The organism is Bacillus marasmi, assembly GCF_902168435.1.
Classification (GTDB): Bacteria; Bacillota; Bacilli; order Bacillales; family Cytobacillaceae; genus Bacillus_BU; species Bacillus_BU marasmi.
In genome coordinates this window covers 232,403-251,516 of sequence record NZ_LR656165.1, presented here as the reverse complement: position 1 = coordinate 251,516, position 19,114 = coordinate 232,403, and the positions used below count along the sequence as shown (strand labels likewise).

Sequence of the window (19,114 nt, the reverse complement as noted above, 5' to 3'; positions counted from 1 at the left end):
ATGCAGGAAAGATTAACTGAGCTGCAGGCTGAAGCTTTACAAAAAATCGAGCAAGCAGCAAATCTTAAAGAGCTTAATGACATTCGCGTTTCATATTTAGGAAAAAAGGGTCCAATTACTGAAGTACTAAGAGGTATGGGCAAGCTTTCAGCTGAAGAACGTCCGAAAATGGGTGCGCTAGTAAATGAAGTTCGTGAGGAAATCGCAACTAAAATCGAAGCGAAGCAACAGGAGCTGGAAGCTGCAGCTATCAATGAAAGATTGGCAGCCGAAACAATTGATGTAACACTACCAGGCAGACCGGTAAAAGTGGGCAATCACCATCCGCTTACCCGCATCATCGAAGAAATTGAGGATTTATTCGTTGGGATGGGTTATACCGTTGCGGAAGGTCCTGAAGTAGAAACGGATTTTTATAATTTTGAAGCACTAAATCTTCCAAAAGGACATCCCGCTCGTGACATGCAGGATTCATTCTATATTACAGAAGAAATCCTTCTACGTACTCACACGTCACCAATGCAAGCACGTACGATGGAAATGAAACAAGGCAAAGGTCCTGTAAAAATTATTTGTCCTGGTAAGGTTTATCGTCGTGATAATGATGATGCAACCCACTCTCATCAATTCATGCAAATTGAAGGGCTAGTTGTCGATGAAAACATCCGCATGAGCGACCTTAAAGGTACCCTTGATGTATTCGCGAAAAAGATGTTCGGTGAAGATCGTGAAATCCGCCTAAGACCAAGCTTCTTCCCATTCACTGAGCCAAGTGTTGAAGTGGATATTTCTTGTAAAATTTGTAACGGCCATGGCTGTAACGTATGTAAAGGAACAGGTTGGATTGAAGTATTAGGAGCAGGAATGGTTCATCCAAACGTGCTTGAAATGGCTGGCTTCGATTCGAAGAAATACACTGGCTTTGCGTTCGGTATCGGTGCAGAAAGAATTGCGATGCTGAAGTATGGTGTCGATGATATTCGTCATTACTACACCAATGACATTCGCTTCTTAAAACAATTCTCTTTACATGAATCATTATAATTAGGGGGACAAAAGATTATGTTCGTATCATATAAATGGCTCCAAGAATACGTTGATCTTGATGGAATGACGGCTTCTGAGCTAGCTGAAAAAATCACGAAAAGCGGGATTGAGGTTGAAGGCGTTGAGCTTCTTAACGAAGGCATGAAGGGCGTTGTTGTTGGTCATGTTGTTGAGCGAGTGCAGCATCCAAATGCCGATAAATTAAGCAAGTGCCAGGTTGATCTTGGCGGAGAAGCCCCAGTGCAAATTATTTGTGGTGCCCCGAATGTTGCTCAAGGTCAAAAGGTAGCAGTCGCTACAGTTGGTGCAGTGTTACCGGGTAATTTTAAAATAAAAAAAGCGAAGCTGCGCGGCGAAGAATCTAACGGTATGATCTGTTCGCTTCAAGAGCTTGGCATTGAAAGCAAGCTTATTGCTAAAGAATATTCTGAGGGGATTTTCGTGTTCCCGAGCGATACAGAGGTTGGTCAAGATGCGCTTGCCCTCCTTAACCGCGATGACGAAATTCTTGAGTTAAGCTTAACACCGAACCGTGCTGATGCTTTAAGCATGATTGGTGTAGCGTATGAGGTAGCAGCTATTTTAGGCAAACAAGTAAAACTTCCGCAGCCAGAAATCGAATCCTCTTCAGAAAAAGCATCTGACTATATTACAGTAAGTGTTGAGGCGAATGAAGATAACCCGATTTATACTGCAAAAGTGATTAAAAATGTAAAAATTGGTCAATCACCATTATGGATGCAATCACGTCTAATGGCAGCTGGTATTAGACCACATAACAATGTTGTTGACATTACCAACTACATTTTGCTTGAATACGGTCAACCATTACATGCGTTCGATTATGACCGTCTTGGTTCGAAGGAAATTTTGGTTCGACGTGCGAAGGCTAACGAAGAAATCATCACTTTAGACGATGCGAAACGTACTTTATCTGAAGACCATCTTGTTATCACAAACGGAACCGAACCTGTTGCTTTAGCAGGTGTAATGGGTGGTGCTAACTCTGAAGTACAGGCTGACACAACAACAGTACTATTAGAATCTGCTTACTTCACAGGTGGTGTCATTCGTAAAGCATCTAAAGATCACGGTTTAAGAAGTGAAGCTAGTACCCGCTATGAAAAAGGCGTTGACCCGAATCGCGTACGTGCAGCTGCGGAACGTGCAGCTGCATTAATGGTGCAATATGCCGGCGGTGAAGTTCTTGAAGGAATAGTGGAAGTGGATACGTATGATCAAAATCCTGCAGTTGTTTCAATTTCTCTTGAGAAAATTAACGCAGTAATTGGCACTCAACTAACTCTAGAAGAGGTTCAAGACATTTTTAATAGACTACAATTCGATGTGGCAGTTGATAATGATGTCTTAACTGTAACTGTTCCAACAAGACGGGGCGATATTACTATTGAAGAGGATTTAATTGAAGAAGTAGCGCGTCTTTATGGCTATGATCATCTGCCAATGACTTTACCTGTTGGTACATCTAACCCTGGTTACTTGACTGACTTCCAACAAAAGCGCCGTGTGGTTCGCCGTTATTTAGAGGGAGCAGGTCTTTATCAGGCCGTTACTTATTCATTAACTAGTGTTGATAAAGCAACGCAGTTTGCTCTAGATAAACGCGAGCCAATTCGCCTCGCAATGCCAATGAGTGAAGAACGCAGCATGCTTCGTTTAAGCATTGTGCCACAGCTTTTGGAGGCGTTAAAGTATAATACAGCAAGACAAAATGATAGCATTAGTCTTTATGAGGTCGGAGCTGTTTTCCTTGAAAATGGTAAAGATGTATTGCCGGTTGAAAAAGAGCATGTTGCCGGAGCGATAACTGGTCTTTGGCATTCACATCTATGGCAAGGTGAAAAGAAGCCGGTTGACTTCTTTGTTCTTAAAGGAATTTTAGAAGGCCTGTTCGCGAAGCTTGGCTTAACGGACAAAATCGAGTACCGTCAAGCTACTTTGGAAAATATGCACCCAGGGCGTACTGCGGCAATCCTTTTAAACGGCCAAGACATTGGTTTTGTCGGCCAAGTTCATCCAACTGTTCAAAAGGATTTAGACTTAAAGGACACATATGTATTTGAATTATCATTAAGCGCGATTCTTGAAACTGAAACTCCTGCGCTTAGCTATGAGTCCATTCCACGTTTCCCATCTATCACACGCGATATTGCTTTAGTGGTTGATCAGGATAAATCAGCGGGTGAATTACAACAAATCATCGTTGCTGCTGGTGGAAACCTGTTAAAAGAAGTCTATGTCTTCGATTTATATGAAGGTGAAAAAATGGAGCAAGGTAAGAAATCGATTGCCTTCTCATTAAAATATTTTGATCCTGAGCGTACCTTAACAGATGAAGACGTAACAAAAGCACATGAAAAGGTATTAACAGCTGTTAAAGACCAAGCAGGTGCCGTTTTAAGAGGTTAATACAATAAAGAAATAGACAAAGGCTCATCGCAATGACTGAAATCGTTGTGGTGGGCCTTTTTGGTTTTTAATCATTTGAGTGTATGGGAGCAGAAATCAACAACTATCTACATATTTCTATGCATTTCAACTTTTCAGTCCATTGGAGTTCATGTTATAGTAAAGAGTAGGAATTTGAAGGAAAAGGTGGCAATGGCATTGTCAGAACCTAAAAAAAATCGAACAACTGTAGAAATTTATGGCCAACAATATACGATCGTAGGTACAGAAAACACTAGCCATATTCGTTTCGTTGCCTCGTTGGTCGATGAGAAAATGCGCGAAATCGCTGCATCCAATCCATCGCTCGATAGTAGCAAACTAGCAGTTTTAACAGCCGTGAATGCTGTTAATGATTTGATAAAATTGAAAGATTATTATGAGCGTCAGGAGAAAGAAATCGAAAGGTAAAGGTCTATTACATATGCTTGATCTGATCTTGTTTATTTTATTCATTAGTGGAGTTTTTATCGGCTTAAGAAGAGGATTTATATTACAATTCTTTCATTTAACCAGTTTTATTATTGCATTTATCATTGCAAAATTGTATATGAGTGACTTTGCTGAAAAATTAGTCCTTTGGGTGCCATACCCAAGTTTTACTAGTGACACACCAATTGAAATGATTTTTAGCAGTGGTAACTTAGAAAATGCTTATTACCGTGGTATAGCCTTTCTAATTATCTTCTTCCTAGTAAAGATTGTCTTACAAATAGTCGGTTCAATGTTGGATTTTATCGCACATCTACCAATACTAAAGCAATTTAATTCAATAGCAGGTGGAGCGTTAGGCTTCTTAGAAATCTATCTACTAGCCTTTATTGTCCTGTATTTTGCGGCATTAGTGCCAATTGAATCGATTCAAACAGCCCTACATAATTCAGTATTAGCAGAAAACATCGTGAAGCATACACCGGTTTTGTCCCAGGACATAAAAGAGCTTTGGATTCAATAAAACAGATAACTTCTCTTCATAAGAGAAGTTTTTCTTTGTAAAAGGGAATCATAATAAGAAAAGCGTAAACAGCTTGCTCAGGGGTGACAGGTGTAAGACAGCCCTTGTAGGAAATCCTGATTTCCGGAAGGGGTTGGCTTGTGACCTGAGCCCCTAGAGGCTTACGCTAGACACTGTACTAGTTCAATGTTTTTTTATACTGTTAACACCACTTGAGGCAGGTGAGCTTATTGGAAGTGAATAAAAAAGACATTATCCGTTTGTTAGAAACGATTGCGATTTATATGGAGCTTAAAGGCGAAAACACCTTTAAAACTGCTGCTTTTAGGAAAGCTGCAGCTGCACTTGAGGCAGATGACCGTAGCTTATCAGAAATCCCTGACTTTACTGCTCTTTCAGGCATAGGGAAAGGGACAGCAGCCGTGATTACTGAATACATAGATAAGGGTACTTCTAGTGTCCTACAGCAACTGAAAGAAGAAGTTCCAAAAGGACTAATTCCGCTATTGCAATTACCTGGATTAGGCGGAAAAAAGATAGCCAAGCTTTACAAAGAGCTCGGAATTGAAAATGTGGTTGATCTAGAGGATGCGTGTCGAGCGGGAAAGGTCCAAGCACTTGCTGGCTTTGGTAAAAAAACCGAAGAGAAAATTCTCGCTTCGATTATGGAGGTTGGTAAGCGACCAGAACGGCTGCCGCTTGCTTTCATGCTACCAATCGCTGAGTCTATTGAAGCGGCACTGAACGAATTTAAAGGAATCGTCCAATATTCGAGGGCAGGCAGTCTCCGCCGAATGAGAGAAACGATTAAGGATTTGGACTTTATTATTGCGACAGAACAGCCTGAATTGATTAAAGAGCAGCTCCTTAAACTATCTAATATTAAAGAGACAATAGCTGCGGGCTCTACAAAGGTGTCAGTGACATTTGAGTTTAGCTACGATGTTTCTGTTGATTTTCGGATTGTGACCCCTGAGCAGTTCGCTTCAACTCTTCATCATTTCACCGGTTCAAAGGACCATAATATTAAAATGAGACAGCTCGCAAAGGAGCGCGGTGAAAAAATAAGTGAGTATGGCGTGGAAAATATTGAAACGGGTGAAGTCACAACCTTCACAAGTGAGGCTGATTTTTACGCACATTTTGGTCTTCCTCATTTCCCTCCGGAAATTCGCGAGGATGGATCAGAAGTGGATCATTTCACAAATGATCTGGAGTTAATATCGGTCGAACATATTAAGGGTGACCTACATATGCACTCAACCTGGAGTGATGGAGCATATTCGATTGAGGAAATGGTAAAAGCCTGTATCGCTCGTGGTTATCAGTATATGGCGATTACTGATCATTCGCAGTATTTAAAGGTGGCGAATGGTTTAACACCTGAGCGAATAAGAGAACAGCGCGAGGAAATTAATCGCTTAAATGAAAAGTATGAGAACTTTACGATTTTAGCAGGAATTGAAATGGATATTTTACCAGATGGTACGCTTGATTATGATGATGAATTATTAGCGGAAATGGATTTAGTCATAGCATCAATTCATTCTTCATTTTCTCAACCAAAGGAAAAAATCATGGAGCGTTTACGGACTGCTTTGCAAAATGCTCATGTTGATATTATCGCCCACCCAACTGGTAGATTGATTGGGCGGCGCGAAGGCTATGCAGTGGATATCGATATGCTTATCGAGCTAGCCAAGGAAACGAATACCGCATTGGAATTAAATGCGAATCCACATCGGCTTGACCTTGCACCTGAGCATTTGCGAAAAGCGCAGGAAGCAGGAGTTATGTTAGTCATTAATACGGATGCACATAAAATCGATACGTTAAATCATATGGAAATCGGAGCGGCGGTCGCCAAGAAAGGCTGGATTAAGAGAACTTCGGTCTTAAACGCATTAAGCACCGACGAGCTACTGGCTTTTTTAAAGCGAAATGATTAAAAATACTAAGATGTTCTAAACTGCCATTTACAAAATGAACAGCATAAGATAGGCGCTCCGATTTAATAAAGGAGGATGACTCCGTGCACGAAAAACGAGTACTGAGAGTATTAGAATTTGATAAAATTAAAGAACAATTACTGGAGCATGTTTCGTCATCGTTAGGGCGAGATAAGACAGAAAAGCTCGTCCCATCTTCCGATTTTGACGAGGTGGTTAGACTGCAAGAGGAAACGGACGAGGCGGCTAACGTATTACGAATTAAAGGAAATATTCCGCTCGGTGGGATTTTCGATATTCGCGCTCATATAAAACGGGCAGCGATTGGCGGAAGTTTAAGTCCCTACGAATTAATGCAAGTGGCAAGTACGATTCATGCTAGCCGTCAAATGAAACGATTTATCGACGATGTTGCCGAGGAAGAACTCCATATACCAATCCTAGTTGAATTCGCTGAGCAAATCGTTGTCTTAGCAGAGCTTGAGCAATCGATAAAAATAGCGATTGATGATAACGGAGAGGTGCTCGATAGTGCGAGTGAAACGCTTCGCTCATTAAGACATCAGCTTCGCTCGAAGGAAGCGCGGGTTCGCGAAAAACTCGAAAGTATGATTCGCTCCTCAAACGCGGCAAAAATGCTTTCCGATGCCTTGATTACAATCCGAAATGACCGGTTTGTCATCCCGGTTAAACATGAGTACCGCAGTCATTACGGCGGAATTATTCATGACCAAAGTGCCTCTGGTCAAACCTTGTTTATAGAACCGCAAACTGTGGTTGAATTGAATAATGAATTACAAGCTATTCGATTAAAAGAGGAACAGGAAATCCAACGCATTTTAATTGTGTTATCAGGAATGGTGGCTGAACAGCAACCCGACCTTGAAACGATTGTGGATATACTAGCTCAGCTTGATTTTATGTTTGCTAAAGCCCGTTATGGCAAAAGAATAAAAGCATCAAAGCCGCTCATGAATCACGAAGGAAGAATCTCATTAAACAAAGCACGACATCCCTTAATTCCAATCAATGAAGTCGTCGCAAATGATATTAAAATTGGTTTCGATTTTTCAACGATTGTTATTACCGGTCCAAATACGGGTGGTAAAACCGTCACCTTAAAAACGGTTGGTCTATGTACGCTAATGGCACAGGCAGGCCTGCAAATTCCTGCGTTAGATGGCTCAGAAATGGCTGTCTTTGATGAGGTTTACGCTGATATTGGTGATGAACAATCGATTGAACAAAGCTTAAGTACATTTTCCTCGCATATGGTCAATATCGTAGACATCCTAAAACGGGTTGAATCGAACAGCTTAGTTCTTTTCGATGAGCTAGGAGCCGGAACCGACCCACAGGAGGGTGCAGCACTAGCGATTTCGATTTTAGATGAAGTGTATAAGCGTGGTGCGAAGGTCATTGCCACAACCCACTATCCCGAGCTAAAGGCTTACGGCTATAATCGGGAAGGAGTAAGCAATGCAAGCGTCGAATTTGATGTAGAAACACTTAGTCCAACTTATAAGCTACTGATTGGTGTCCCAGGACGAAGCAATGCCTTTGAAATTTCGCGCCGACTCGGTTTGGATGAGAGAGTCATTGCCAATGCCAAAACTCATATAAGTGCAGACACAAATCAGATTGAGAATATGATTGCCTCATTAGAGGAATCGAGACGACAAGCAGAGTATGAAGAAGAAAAAGCTCATGGTTTACTACGGAATGCTGAAAAGCTACATAAGGATCTTCAGAAGGAAATGATTTCTTTCTACGAGCACAAGGATCAAATGTTTGCCAAAGCTGCTGAGGAAGCATCAGAGTTAGTTGCAAAAGCGAAGGCTGAAGCTGAACACATTATTCGTGATTTGCGGAAGCTGCGGATTGACAAGCAAGCAGAAGTGAAGGAACATGAGCTAATCGAAGCTCGGAAACGTCTTGAGGAAGCGACGCCTACACTACCTAAGAAAAAATCACCAGTGAAAACGGCTAGCAAAAAGCATGTGTTAACACCAGGTGATGAAGTTAAGGTTATCAGCTTCGGTCAAAAAGGAACATTGATTACAAGAAAATCAGATGGACAATGGGAAGTTCAAATTGGGATTTTAAAAATGAAGGTTGATGAAACAGACCTTGAATATATCAGTACACCTAAGCAGGAGGAAAAACGGCACTTGGCCACAGTAAAAGGCAGAGATTATCATGTCAGCCTTGAGCTTGATTTGCGCGGGGAACGTTTTGAAAATGCATTAATGCGTGTGGAAAAATACGTTGATGATGCATTGCTTGCTGGATATCCTCGAGTGTCGATTATTCACGGGAAAGGAACCGGTGCCCTGCGCCAAGGGGTACAGGAATATTTAAAAAATCACCGCTCCGTTAAAAAGATTCGCTTTGGAGATGCTGGTGAAGGCGGCACAGGTGTTACGATTGTTGAATTTAAATAATGTCGGTCTGATATGAAGGATGCGTGCTAGGTATGAATCAATTTTGGGAAAATCAATATGTTGAAACAGCGGCCTATTATAGTGTGGTAATCCTTTTTCTTGTTGTGTTTTTAGCGGTGTTTGAGCTCGTCACCAAGTATAAAAACTGGGACGAAATAAAAAAAGGAAATATTTCAGTAGCGATGGCTACAGGAGGAAAGATATTTGGTATCGCCAATATTTTTCGACATTCCATTTTACAACACGATTCACTTATCACGATGATTAGCTGGGGGATTTTTGGCTTCGTGCTTCTCCTTTTAGGCTACTTTATTTTTGAGTTTTTAACTCCATCTTTTAAAATAGATGAAGAAATAAAAAATGATAACCGCGCCGTCGGCTTCATTTCGATGATGATTTCAATTGGTTTATCCTTTGTAATAGGTGCAGGTATTTCGTAAGGAGAGGAAAAAATAATGGAGAGATTAGCGAAGATACTTTTTGTACTTTGCGGCGGATTCATTCTTATCGGACTCATTTATTTGTTGTTTTTTGCATAAGAATCTTAAGGAGGATGACATATTGGTCAGCCTCCTTTTTTCTAAGCTGAGTTATGAATGTGGGTTGATTTCTGCTCCAGGCACGTGCGGTTCGTGGGCGGTGCAGAGAGCCTCCTCGGCGCCTTGCGCCTGTGGGGTCTCCCAGCCCCGCATTCCCACAGGAGTCTTCGTGCCTTCCGCTCCAATCTACTGACAAAAACAGCCCTTATCTAAAACAACAAGTAGGAGGGACCGAGTTTGAGAGATTCTAGGCCTTGGTTGAGGCATTATCCGAACGAAATTCCTGAAACTCTTGATTATGACGGCATTCCGATACATGAATATTTACAGCGTGCAGCTGCGGATTATCCGAACAAAACTGCGCTTCATTTTATGGGAAAGGAGCTAACCTATCAACAGCTTTATCAATCTGCTTTGAAGCTTGCAGTCTATCTCCAAAATCTTGGAATCAAAAAAGGTGACCGCGTTGCAATCATGCTACCAAACACTCCTCAGGCAGTAATAAGCTTCTTTGGTATATTGCTAGCTGGTGCAGTAGTGGTGCAAACGAATCCGTTATACACAGAGCGGGAGCTAGAGTATCAGATGAAGGATTCAGGGGCAAAGGCGATTATTTGTTTGGATATTCTGTTTCCACGTGTGGCAAAAATAAGGCAGAAGACCGAGCTGCAGCAAATTATTGTAACCGCTATCAAGGACTTTCTCCCCTTCCCGAAGAATCTTATCTATCCTTTCATTCAAAAAAAGCAATACGGTCTCGTTGTAAATGTAAGACATAAAGGTAATCATCATTTACTCACCGAAATTCTTAAAGCACAAACTGAGCATTTATCTATTCCGAGCATTCAAATAGACGAAGATTTAGCTGTCCTGCAATATACAGGTGGGACAACCGGAACGCCAAAAGGTGTCATGCTCACCCATCAAAATCTGGCAGCCAACACCATTATGTGCCGGACTTGGCTTTATAAATGTAAACCTGGTCAGGAGACGTTACTTGGCATTGTTCCATTTTTCCATGTTTACGGGATGACGACGGTCATGCTTCTTTCGATCATTGATGCTCACAAAATTGTATTACTTCCCAAATTCGATCCTCTCACCGCTCTTAAAACCATCCAATCACAAAAACCCACTCTATTTCCAGGTGCACCCACTATTTATATCGGACTACTAAACCATCCTGATATCCAAAAATATGACCTTTCTTCGATTGATGCCTGTATAAGCGGTTCCGCACCATTGCCAATCGAAGTACAAGAGCAGTTTGAAGAAGTAACAGGCGGCAAGCTGGTGGAAGGGTATGGTCTATCGGAAACATCCCCGGTCACTCATGCCAACTTACTGTGGGGAAACCGCGTTAAAGGAAGCATTGGCGTGCCATTTCCTGATACTTGCGCGAAGATTGTTTCACTTGAAAACGGTGAAGAGCTACCGATTGGTGAAATTGGAGAAATCGTTATTAAAGGCCCTCAAGTGATGAAGGGCTATTGGAATAAACCTGAAGAAACAGCTGATACGTTTCGCGACGGCTGGTTATTAACGGGTGATTTAGGGTATATGGATGAAAATGGATATTTTTATGTAGTTGACCGCAAAAAAGATATTATTATTGCGGGTGGTTTCAATATTTATCCCCGTGATATTGAAGAGGTATTGTATCAGCATGAGGCTGTAGCCGAGGTGGTTGTTGCTGGAGTACCTGATCCATATCGCGGTGAAACGGTTAAGGCATATATCGTCTTAAAGGAGGGAGCAGTTGTAACGGAGGAGGAACTTGATCAATTTACTCGCAAAGAATTGGCCTCCTATAAGGTCCCGCGGTTATATGAATTTCGACAGGAGCTTCCAAAAAGCGCGATTGGTAAAATTTTAAGAAGAGCGTTAGTGGAGGAAGAACGCTGTCGTATCAACGAAAACCGCGATGACGAGAAGCATGCTTAGACGCTAGAATTGTAAAAAAAAGCCGAAATTTCGGCTTTTTTTTGGTTCGTGAAAAGGCTGATTCTGGTTGACAGATAATTTTCAGAATATTATAGTAAAAGTACTGAATGGTTATTCATTCAATCTATAAATGACCCCAATACATAAATCTCTTAAGGGAGAGATTATCGTGAAAAAAGATAAACCGAAATATCGACAAATTATTGATGCAGCGGTTATAGTGATTGCCGAAAACGGTTACCATCAAGCGCAAGTGTCAAAAATTGCCAAACAAGCGGGTGTTGCAGACGGTACAATCTATCTTTATTTTAAAAATAAAGAAGATATCCTTATCTCTCTTTTTCAGGAAAAAATGGGGAATTTTGTAGAAAATCTTCAGACAAAAATTGCAGGATTAAGTACCGCAGCAGAGAAATTATTAGTATTGGTTGAATCCCATTTTGAAATGCTGTCGAATGACCACCATTTAGCGCGGGTGATACAGCTTGAGTTGAGACAGGCAAATATTGAACTACGACTGGAGCTTAGTGATGTTCTTAAGGGGTATTTAAAAGTTGTTGATCAAATTTTGCAGGAAGGTATCGAAAATGGTGAATTTTCACCATCGCTCGATATTCGACTGGCTCGTCAAATGATCTTCGGAACAATTGATGAGACGATTACAACTTGGGTGATGAATGAGCAAAAATATAATCTTATTGCACTAGCCCCAAAGGTTCAGCATTTATTGTTACATGGTTGTGGCAGGGATTAGCAAGATAAATGGTAAAGCAGCCTACAAGGAGGGGAAATACGTGGAATACTTAAAATGGTCCACAGAAAATCGGATTGCGACAATCACGATTGCAAAAGGTCCAGCTAATGCTCTTTCTTCACAAGTATTAAAGGAATTAGCGCTTGTGTTAAATGAAATCGAGCAGGATGAAAATGTTCGAGTTATCCTTATTCATGGTGAAGGACGTTTCTTCTCAGCTGGTGCTGATATTAAAGAATTTACAACAATTGAAAATGGCGAACAATTTAGCGATTTAGCTCGCCTTGGACAAAATCTGTTCGAGCGCATGGAAAACTTCGAAAAACCGATCATTGCGGCGATTCATGGTGCAGCGCTTGGTGGAGGACTGGAGCTTGCGATGGCTTGTCATTTCCGTCTTGTAACTGAAACTGCAAAATTAGGATTACCAGAATTGTCATTAGGCTTAATTCCAGGCTTTGCTGGAAGTCAACGTCTTCCACGTTATGTTGGTACAGCGTTAGCTGCTGAAATGCTATTAACTAGCAAACCAATTACTGGTGTTGAAGCTGTTCAAGCGGGACTTGCAAATCACGCTTATCCAGAAGAACAATTACTGGAAAATGCTTATAAAATTGCAGGTCAAATTGCGAAGAAGAGTCCAATTGCGATTAAAGCAATTTTAGAACTTTTTAACTATAACAAGCCAGAGAAATTCCATGCTGGTGTAGAACGTGAAGCTGTACTATTCGGCCAAGTGTTTGAATCTGCTGACGGTCAAGAAGGTATTACTGCATTTATTGATAAACGTGAACCAAATTTCGTTGGTAAATAATCCAGCAAAAATTTTTGATAAGAATTTTCGCAATCTTTGGAACTAATACAATGTTCCGACAATTAACGACATTATTTTCAGGAGGGAAACTTAATGAACATTTATGTATTGATGAAAAGAACCTTCGATACTGAAGAAAAAATCACCATTTCTGGTGGAAAAATTAATGAAGATGGCGCAGAATTCATCATCAACCCTTACGATGAATATGCGATTGAAGAAGCAATTCAAGTCCGTGATGCTCAAGGTGGAGAAGTAACAGTTATTTCTGTAGGTAATGAAGAAGCTGAAAAACAACTTCGTACGGCTTTAGCAATGGGTGCTGATAAAGCAGTATTAATTAACACTGAAGATGATTTAGAAGCTTCTGACCAATTCACAACTGCAAAGATCATTGCTGAATACTTAAAGGATAAAGATGCAGAATTAATTCTTGCTGGTAACGTAGCAATCGACGGTGGTTCAGGTCAAGTTGGTCCACGTGTTGCTGAATTACTAAACATCCCTTACGTAACAACAATTACAAAATTAGAAATCGATGGAACAAACGCTACAGTTACTCGCGATGTTGAAGGGGATTCTGAAGTAATCGAAACTTCATTACCATTACTAGTAACTGCTCAACAAGGCTTAAACGAGCCACGCTACCCATCTTTACCAGGAATCATGAAAGCAAAGAAAAAGCCTTTAGAAGAGCTTGAGCTTGATGATTTAGATCTTGATGAAGATGATGTTGCACCAAAAACAAAAACAATTGAAATCTACTTACCGGCTCAAAAAGAAGCTGGAAAAGTACTTTCCGGTGAAATTGGTGAACAAGTAAAAGAACTTGTATCACTACTACACACAGAAGCTAAAGTTGTTTAATTGAAATTGATTGATTGAGCGCTCGTTCGTTCATTCGTTACTTGATGAAAAACACAAGCGGGAGGTTTAAATAATGTCAAGAAAAGTATTGGTTGTTGGGGAAGTACGTGAAGGTTCACTTCGTAATGTTTCCTTTGAAGCCATCGCTGCAGCAAAAACAGTTGCAGAAGGCGGAGAAGTTGTTGGTGTATTAATCGGGGATTCCGTAAACGCTTTAGGTCAAGCGTTAATCGAAAATGGTGCAGATCGTGTTGTTGTAGTTGAGGATGCAAAATTAGCTCAATACACTTCAGATGGTTTTACTCAAGCGTTATTAGCGGTAATTGATGCAGAATCACCAGAAGGAATTATTATTGGCCACACTGCACAAGGTAAAGACTTAGCTCCAAGAATCGCTGGTAAATTAAATTCAGGATTAATTTCAGATGTAACTTCCATTGAAGAAGCTGGCGGAAACATCGTATTCACTCGCCCAATCTACTCTGGTAAAGCATTTGAAAAGAAAATTGTAACTGAAGGTATTTTATTTGCGACAATCCGTCCAAACAACATCGCTCCACTTGGTGCAGATGAGTCAAGAACTGGACAAGTTGCTACTTTAGCTGCTGAAATCAAAGATCTTCGTGCCATCATTAAAGAGGTTGTTCGCAAAGCAAGCGAAGGCGTAGATCTTTCTGAAGCAAAAGTTGTTATAGCTGGTGGTCGTGGTGTGAAGAGCGAAGATGGCTTTAACCCACTAAAAGAACTAGCTAACGTACTAGGCGGAGCAATCGGTGCTTCACGTGGTGCTTGTGACGCTGAATATTGCGATTACTCATTACAAATCGGTCAAACTGGTAAAGTTGTAACTCCAGACCTATATATCGCTTGCGGTATTTCTGGAGCAATCCAACACTTAGCTGGTATGTCTAACTCTAAAGTAATCGTTGCAATTAACAAAGACCCAGAAGCAAACATCTTCAAAGTAGCTGACTATGGTATCGTTGGCGACCTATTCGAAGTTGTACCTCTTCTAACTGAAGAGTTCAAGAAATTAAAGGTTCTTTCTTAATAGAAGAAACCCGTCAATTTACCTAATTAAAGGACCAATTCGCTTAAGCGGATTGGTCTTTATGTTTTGGTTGTGGCAGTGAATGGACGGGGTGGAGCATGAAACACGTTGGATAGGGCAATTGCCCTATTTTTTTGGGGGTATAAGCTGTGTAAGTGACTTAATTTTTGCTCAGTAATGCAAAATAGGTCACTTATAAGTTGTATAACAGCCCTATTCTTTGTCACGATAATAAAAAAAGGGCACTTATAAGGATTGTAAATACCCTATTTTACTGTAATTAAAGAAAACAGGACACTTATCAGGCCTGCAAGCATGACGAGCCACTTCAATAGAGGTATTTTTCCTGCAAAAATAGGGAAAAGTACGTACGAAACATATCATTCGCAACAAAAATCAATCGATGCTATACTGACTTTAGATTTTAGATTTTAGTTTACCTTTAGGAGGCAATAAAAATGGCAATTACACATGCTACAGATGAAACTTTCAAAAATGAAATTGGTTCCGGCGTTGTGCTGGTTGATTTTTGGGCACCATGGTGCGGTCCTTGTAAAATGATTGCTCCAGTTCTAGAAGAGCTTGACCAAGAATTAGGCGAAAAAGCAAAAATTGTTAAAGTTGATGTTGATGAAAATCCAGAAACTGCTGGTCAATTTGGAATTATGAGTATCCCAACTCTACTTGTATTCAAAGACGGCCAACCTGTTGATAAAGTAGTTGGATTCTCTCCAAAAGAAGCTCTTTCAGATCTTCTTGCAAAACATATCTAAAATAACCATCAATTTTCACTTTATAAAAGCTAACTCACTGGTCTCGATAGGCCTTATGGGTTAGCTTTTTCCATTTCACCCAAACACTTTCCCACGAGAAAAAACAAAAAAGGTTTTGCGAAAGGGTAATATGAGGTAACATGATATCATTGAAAAAAATCTTGGGGTGAAAAAATGAACGAAAACATCAAAAACAAGCTCACCCTTCTGCCTGATCAACCGGGATGTTACTTGATGAAGGACAGACAAGGAACCGTGATTTATGTAGGAAAAGCTAAAATCCTCAAAAACCGTGTCCGTTCATACTTTACCGGTTCGCATGATGGGAAAACGCTCAGACTCGTCAATGAGATAGAGGACTTCGAATATATCGTGACTTCATCTAATATTGAAGCACTTCTGCTAGAAATCAATTTAATCAAAAAATATGATCCAAAATATAATGTCATGCTCAAGGATGACAAGAGCTATCCGTTTATTAAGCTAACTGCGGAACGTCATCCACGCTTAATTACGACGAGAAAGGTCAAAAAAGACAAAGGGAAGTATTTTGGACCTTATCCGAATGTGCAGGCTGCCAATGAAACAAAGAAGCTGTTGGACAGGATTTATCCGCTACGTAAATGTTCGACTTTACCTGATCGGGTTTGCCTTTATTACCATATGGGACAATGTCTTGCCCCATGTATAAAGGACGTAAATGAAGATGAGTACAAAGCCCTAACGGATGAAATCACCCGATTTTTAAATGGCGGTTACAAGGAAATAAAAAACGAATTAACTGAAAAAATGGGAGAAGCAGCAGAGCAGCTCGATTATGAACGGGCAAAGGAATTTCGCGATAAAATCATCCATATTGAAACAATAATGGAAAAACAAAAAATGACGATGACAGATTTTACAGACCGTGATGTCTTTGGTTATCAAGTTGATAAGGGCTGGATGTGTGTTCAAGTTTTCTTCATCCGTCAAGGGAAACTAATTGAGCGCGATGTTTCAATGTTTCCAATCTACGATGAACCTGAAGAGGAAATCCTCACTTATCTTGGTCAATTTTATACAAAAGCAAATCATTTCAAGCCAAAGGAAATCCTTGTCCCTGAAACGATTGATACGACAATTGCTGAAGCATTGCTTAATGTAAAAGTGCTGGTACCGCGTCGAGGACAGAAAAAGGATCTTGTGAAGCTCGCCGAAAAAAATGCGGCGATTGCCCTACAAGAGAAATTTTCTCTTATCGAGCGCGATGAGCAAAGAACGATCAAGGCAATCGAAAATCTTGGTGATAGCCTTGGAATTTATACTCCACATCGAATTGAAGCATTTGATAACTCGAATATACAAGGAACGGACCCCGTTTCGGCCCTGGTAGTCTTTATCGATGGCAAGCCTAACAAAAGAGAATATCGTAAATATAAAATAAAAACCGTTATAGGACCCGATGATTATGAGTCGATGCGTGAAGTGACGAGGCGCCGTTATTCGCGGGTGCTTAAGGAGAATCTGCCCCTACCTGATTTAATCATCATCGATGGAGGAAAAGGGCATATTGAGGCAGTGCGTGACGTGCTCGAGAATGAGCTAGGTTTGGATATACCACTTAGCGGATTGGTAAAGGATGACAAGCATCGAACTTCACAGCTTTTATACGGTCAGCCATTGCAAATTGTCTCGCTTGAACGAAACAGCCAGGAATTTTACTTATTACAACGAATTCAAGATGAAGTCCACCGCTTCGCGATTACGTTTCATCGGCAGCTTCGTGGGAAGAATGCGTTCCAATCTTTACTCGATGATATTTCAGGAATCGGAGAGAAGCGGAAAAAACTACTCCTTAAAACCTTTGGTTCAGTCAAAAAGATTAAGGAAGCAACTATCGATGAAATTGTCGCACTTGGCATTCCAGCTCCAGTAGCAAAAGAGCTGCTCAATAAAATGAACGAAGAGACAAATAAAGGCTGACTCCTTGAGTCAGCCTAATCTTACTTATGATTCAATCTTGTCTTTCAAATCCCACTTCACTGTAAATTGGACTTTTCCACCTTTTTTACCTGGGTGTTCAAACGCTTCAGATAACACTCCTTTTTGGAGCTGTGTTTGCTGCGCTAAAAATCCTGATTCAAGATGGAAGGTACTTGTTGGGTTTGCTTTTAGTCTTTCAGTGATCACTTCACTTTCAAGCACATATAGCATTTCATGCTTTGATTCTGATTTAATCGACAGCGTTCCCCATCCAGCTTTATGAAAAAATGCAACGATCTCGTCTATCGTCTGCAGAGGATATTTTCTTGCTAATCTTTTTCCGGCCCAGTACAGATGCTCAGGTGTATCCTTGCCGAGCAAATCTGTCAATAAATCCTCTCGAATTAAATTATATCCAAAAACAGGAACCGAAAGAGTCTCCTTTTGGATTAATTTTTCTTGAATTGTAAGTTCACTCAATATTCTCCCCTCTTTCTCTAGGTCTATTATATACATTTTTAGGCTAAGCAGTCATGAGATTTTAAACCAAATATTTAGGGTTGCTCATATATGTAATATCTTCCTAACGTCATTCTACAAGAAGAAAACCAAGGAACTTTTAAAAACGGTGAAGTTATTGCAAATTAAGACATTTTCCATCTATTTTCTGAATGTTCTGAAAAACAAATTATTCTAAAAAAAGTTATTTTTCAACAAAATATTGAATACGTTTTCTTGACGCTTTGTAAAGACAGGGTTAAAATAGATTTGTTACAAAATTGTTAGAAATTCCTGAATCATTTTTGAAAACGACAATATTCTGCTTTTTAAAAATGGTACAGAACTCGTAACGCCATTATATATCATTAGGGGGGGTAAGCTCATGGCAGAGAATCGAGAATTTTTTTATCGCAGATTGCATTCATTACTAGGGGTAATTCCGGTAGGTCTTTTCCTGACGCAGCACTTGGTGATCAACCATTTTGCAACAAAAGGGGTTGATTCATTTAATAATGCTGCACACTTCATGGAACAGCTACCATTTAGATGGTTTTTAGAAACGTTTGTTATCTTCTTGCCATTATTATTTCATGCAATCTACGGGCTTTATATTGCCTTTACAGCACAAAATAACGTAGGACGTTTTGGTTTCTTTAGAAACTGGATGTTCGTACTACAACGGGTATCTGGGGTCATCACCCTTATTTTCCTAGCATGGCATGTATGGGAAACCCGTATTGCTGCAGCAATGGGAGCAGAAGTGAATTTTGACATGATGGCTGAGATTTTATCAAATCCATTAATGTTAGGATTCTACATTGTAGGTGTTGTTTCTGCTATTTTCCACTTTGCAAACGGATTATGGGCATTCTTTGTTAGCTGGGGCATTACAGTTTCACCACGTTCACAACGCATCTCTACATATGTAACGCTCGGAATTTTCGTTGCCTTATCCATTGTTGGTGTACGTGCATTACTAGCTTTTGTTTAAGGTTTAACTAGATTCATTTGTTAGTAGACCAATATGGAAAACAACTTTACTAGG

General features: G+C 40.3%; 16 protein-coding genes. 15 read left to right on the top strand and 1 reads right to left on the bottom strand.

Translation table 11 applies throughout. The annotated features are described in order from the left end of the window. From pheS to uvrC, 14 genes are all read left to right on the top strand, one after another. Positions 1-1,044 (top strand): phenylalanine--tRNA ligase subunit alpha, encoded by a 1,044-nt coding sequence (gene pheS / locus FXW34_RS03410; RefSeq protein ID WP_147532573.1) that lies wholly within the window; start codon positions 1-3, stop codon positions 1,042-1,044. An 18-nt stretch (positions 1,045-1,062) separates the two neighbouring features. Beyond that, positions 1,063-3,477 (top strand): phenylalanine--tRNA ligase subunit beta, encoded by a 2,415-nt coding sequence (gene pheT, locus FXW34_RS03405; protein ID WP_147532572.1) that lies wholly within the window; start codon positions 1,063-1,065, stop codon positions 3,475-3,477. Positions 3,478-3,675: 198 nt separating this feature from the next. Next, entirely contained in the window at positions 3,676-3,927 is a 252-nt protein-coding gene (gene zapA, locus FXW34_RS03400; RefSeq protein ID WP_147532571.1) for a cell division protein ZapA, read from the top strand. A 13-nt stretch (positions 3,928-3,940) separates the two neighbouring features. After that, positions 3,941-4,471 (top strand): CvpA family protein, encoded by a 531-nt coding sequence (locus tag FXW34_RS03395; RefSeq protein ID WP_147532570.1) that lies wholly within the window; start codon positions 3,941-3,943, stop codon positions 4,469-4,471. Between the two features lie 230 nt (positions 4,472-4,701). Continuing rightward, a complete protein-coding gene (polX, locus tag FXW34_RS03390; protein WP_147532569.1) occupies positions 4,702-6,420 on the top strand; it encodes a DNA polymerase/3'-5' exonuclease PolX in 1,719 nt (572 codons plus the stop codon). Between the two features lie 83 nt (positions 6,421-6,503). Beyond that, complete coding sequence (locus FXW34_RS03385) at positions 6,504-8,864, top strand: endonuclease MutS2 (RefSeq protein ID WP_147532568.1); 2,361 nt, start codon at positions 6,504-6,506, stop codon at positions 8,862-8,864. Between the two features lie 32 nt (positions 8,865-8,896). Continuing rightward, entirely contained in the window at positions 8,897-9,304 is a 408-nt protein-coding gene (locus tag FXW34_RS03380; protein WP_147532567.1) for a DUF350 domain-containing protein, read from the top strand. 336 nt (positions 9,305-9,640) lie between these two features. Then, positions 9,641-11,347, top strand: a complete 1,707-nt coding sequence (locus tag FXW34_RS03375; RefSeq protein WP_147532566.1) for a long-chain-fatty-acid--CoA ligase — start codon at positions 9,641-9,643, stop codon at positions 11,345-11,347. Positions 11,348-11,516: 169 nt separating this feature from the next. Continuing rightward, entirely contained in the window at positions 11,517-12,101 is a 585-nt protein-coding gene (locus FXW34_RS03370) for a fatty acid metabolism transcriptional regulator FadR (protein WP_147532565.1), read from the top strand. Between the two features lie 40 nt (positions 12,102-12,141). Next, positions 12,142-12,915, top strand: a complete 774-nt coding sequence (locus FXW34_RS03365; protein WP_147532564.1) for an enoyl-CoA hydratase — start codon at positions 12,142-12,144, stop codon at positions 12,913-12,915. Between the two features lie 93 nt (positions 12,916-13,008). Beyond that, positions 13,009-13,782: an electron transfer flavoprotein subunit beta/FixA family protein gene (locus FXW34_RS03360; protein WP_147532563.1), complete on the top strand. Its 774-nt coding sequence runs from the start codon at positions 13,009-13,011 to the stop codon at positions 13,780-13,782. A 73-nt stretch (positions 13,783-13,855) separates the two neighbouring features. Further along, positions 13,856-14,833, top strand: coding sequence for an electron transfer flavoprotein subunit alpha/FixB family protein (locus FXW34_RS03355; RefSeq protein ID WP_147532562.1), 978 nt, complete (start codon positions 13,856-13,858; stop codon positions 14,831-14,833). 458 nt (positions 14,834-15,291) lie between these two features. Further along, positions 15,292-15,606 carry a thioredoxin gene (gene trxA / locus FXW34_RS03350; protein ID WP_147532561.1) on the top strand — a complete coding sequence of 105 codons (315 nt, stop codon included), beginning with the start codon at positions 15,292-15,294 and terminating at the stop codon, positions 15,604-15,606. Positions 15,607-15,780: 174 nt separating this feature from the next. Continuing rightward, complete coding sequence (uvrC, locus tag FXW34_RS03345) at positions 15,781-17,568, top strand: excinuclease ABC subunit UvrC (RefSeq protein WP_147532560.1); 1,788 nt, start codon at positions 15,781-15,783, stop codon at positions 17,566-17,568. A 24-nt stretch (positions 17,569-17,592) separates the two neighbouring features. Here uvrC and FXW34_RS03340 read toward each other — a convergent pair whose 3' ends face one another. After that, a complete protein-coding gene (locus FXW34_RS03340; protein ID WP_246140837.1) occupies positions 17,593-18,048 on the bottom strand; it encodes a YslB family protein in 456 nt (151 codons plus the stop codon). Positions 18,049-18,451: 403 nt separating this feature from the next. Here FXW34_RS03340 and FXW34_RS03335 point away from each other — a divergent pair, with 403 nt between their 5' ends. Next, entirely contained in the window at positions 18,452-19,060 is a 609-nt protein-coding gene (locus tag FXW34_RS03335) for a succinate dehydrogenase cytochrome b558 subunit (RefSeq protein WP_147532558.1), read from the top strand. Positions 19,061-19,114: the final 54 nt, after the last annotated feature.

Excerpts from the sequence above, each read along its gene's own strand:
- pheS (WP_147532573.1), top strand. The coding sequence starts at position 1 with ATGCAGGAAAGATTAACTGAGCTGCAGGCTGAAGCTTTACAAAAAATC.
- pheT (WP_147532572.1), top strand. The coding sequence starts at position 1,063 with ATGTTCGTATCATATAAATGGCTCCAAGAATACGTTGATCTTGATGGA.
- FXW34_RS03395 (WP_147532570.1), top strand. The coding sequence starts at position 3,941 with ATGCTTGATCTGATCTTGTTTATTTTATTCATTAGTGGAGTTTTTATC.
- FXW34_RS03380 (WP_147532567.1), top strand. The coding sequence starts at position 8,897 with ATGAATCAATTTTGGGAAAATCAATATGTTGAAACAGCGGCCTATTAT.
- FXW34_RS03360 (WP_147532563.1), top strand. The coding sequence starts at position 13,009 with ATGAACATTTATGTATTGATGAAAAGAACCTTCGATACTGAAGAAAAA.
- FXW34_RS03355 (WP_147532562.1), top strand. The coding sequence starts at position 13,856 with ATGTCAAGAAAAGTATTGGTTGTTGGGGAAGTACGTGAAGGTTCACTT.
- trxA (WP_147532561.1), top strand. The coding sequence starts at position 15,292 with ATGGCAATTACACATGCTACAGATGAAACTTTCAAAAATGAAATTGGT.
- uvrC (WP_147532560.1), top strand. The coding sequence starts at position 15,781 with ATGAACGAAAACATCAAAAACAAGCTCACCCTTCTGCCTGATCAACCG.
- FXW34_RS03335 (WP_147532558.1), top strand. The coding sequence starts at position 18,452 with ATGGCAGAGAATCGAGAATTTTTTTATCGCAGATTGCATTCATTACTA.